Annotated in this window: 1 protein-coding gene; it reads right to left on the bottom strand. The window is 70.1% G+C overall.

The features are described from left to right. Window positions 1-41: 41 nt before the first annotated feature. Window positions 42-1,259, bottom strand: a complete 1,218-nt coding sequence (locus ACWDD9_RS43845; RefSeq protein ID WP_117484905.1) for an IS30 family transposase — start codon at window positions 1,257-1,259, stop codon at window positions 42-44. Between the last annotated feature and the right edge of the window lie 45 nt (window positions 1,260-1,304).

Below are 1,304 nucleotides of genomic sequence, written 5' to 3'. Positions count from 1 at the left end.
CGGCGGTTTCCAGGGGTCGTTGCAACATGTGGTCGGTTTGATCAGGCCGCGACGAGTTTATGCAGGCGCTCGGCTGGGGTTTCCCAGCCGAGCGTTTTGCGTGGGCGGCCGTTGAGCTGGACGGCCACCGCCGCGAGGTGTTCCGGACCGTGGACGGACAGGTCGGTGCCCTTGGGGAAGTACTGCCGCAGCAGGCCGTTCGTGTTCTCGTTCGAGCCGCGCTGCCAGGGACTGGCCGGGTCGCAGAAGTAGACCGGAACGCCGGTGGCGACGGTGAAGCTCTTGTGGGCGGCCATCTCGCTGCCCTGGTCCCAGGTCAGCGAGCGCATCAGGTGTGCGGGCAGAGTCCGGACTGTCTCCGTGAGGGCGTCGCGCACGTGCTCGGCGGTGCGGCCATTCGGCAGGTGCAGGAGCATCACGTAGCGGGTGTGGCGTTCGACCAGAGTGCCGATCGCGGAGGCGCCGTCCTTGCCGATGATCAGATCTCCTTCCCAGTGCCCGGGCACCGCCCGGTCCTCCGCCTCGGCCGGACGTTCGCTGATCATGACCATCGGGTCGGTGAAACGGGGCTGGCGGCAGTTGGCCTGGCGCTGAGGCTTGCGGCGGGCCCGGCCGGAGCGCAGGGCGCCGGCCAGCTCGCGCCGCAGCTCGCCGCGGCCCTGGACGTAGAGCGCCTGGTAGATCGTTTCGTGGGCCACGTGCATCTCCGGCCGGTCGGGGAAGGTTCTGCGCAGAGCGTGGCAGATCTGTTCCGGGCTCCACTGCTCGTCCAGGCCGGCCTGGACGGCGGCCCGCAGCTCGGGGTTGAGAGCGATCTTCCCCGGCTTGGGGCGGGGGCGCCGTTCGTCCGCACGGGCCTGCGCGGCGTGGGGCCGGTAACTGCCGCTGTCGGGATGGCAGTTACGTCGGATCTCCCGGCTGATCGTGGACGGGCTCCGGCCCAGCTCGCCGGCGATCGCGCGGACGGTGGCCTTCTCCCGCAACCGGTCGGCGATGTGGATCCGCTCGTCCTCACGCAGATACCGGGACGGGCCGGACACGCCTGCGGGCGCCCACTCGGGTCGAGCGGGCGCCCGGAACCTGTTCGGGTTTGTCCGGCCGTTGCGCCACTCGCGTCCAGTCCGCTCGTGGACGCCGATCAGCCGGGACGCCTCCTTGTTGCTGTAGCCCTGTCGCACGAGCCGGAAGTATTCCGCCCGCTCGGCCCGGAGCTTCCTACGCCCCTGCGGCTTCCGCTCCCCGCGGATCTCGAAGTCCATCGCACCCCTTGAGCTGAGGTGTTGCGACGACCGTTAGAACCCAAG

Source organism: Kitasatospora sp. NPDC001119, from assembly GCF_053598475.1.
Note: the sequence above shows the minus strand (reverse complement) of the source record. Positions and strands in the feature narration are given on the sequence as shown.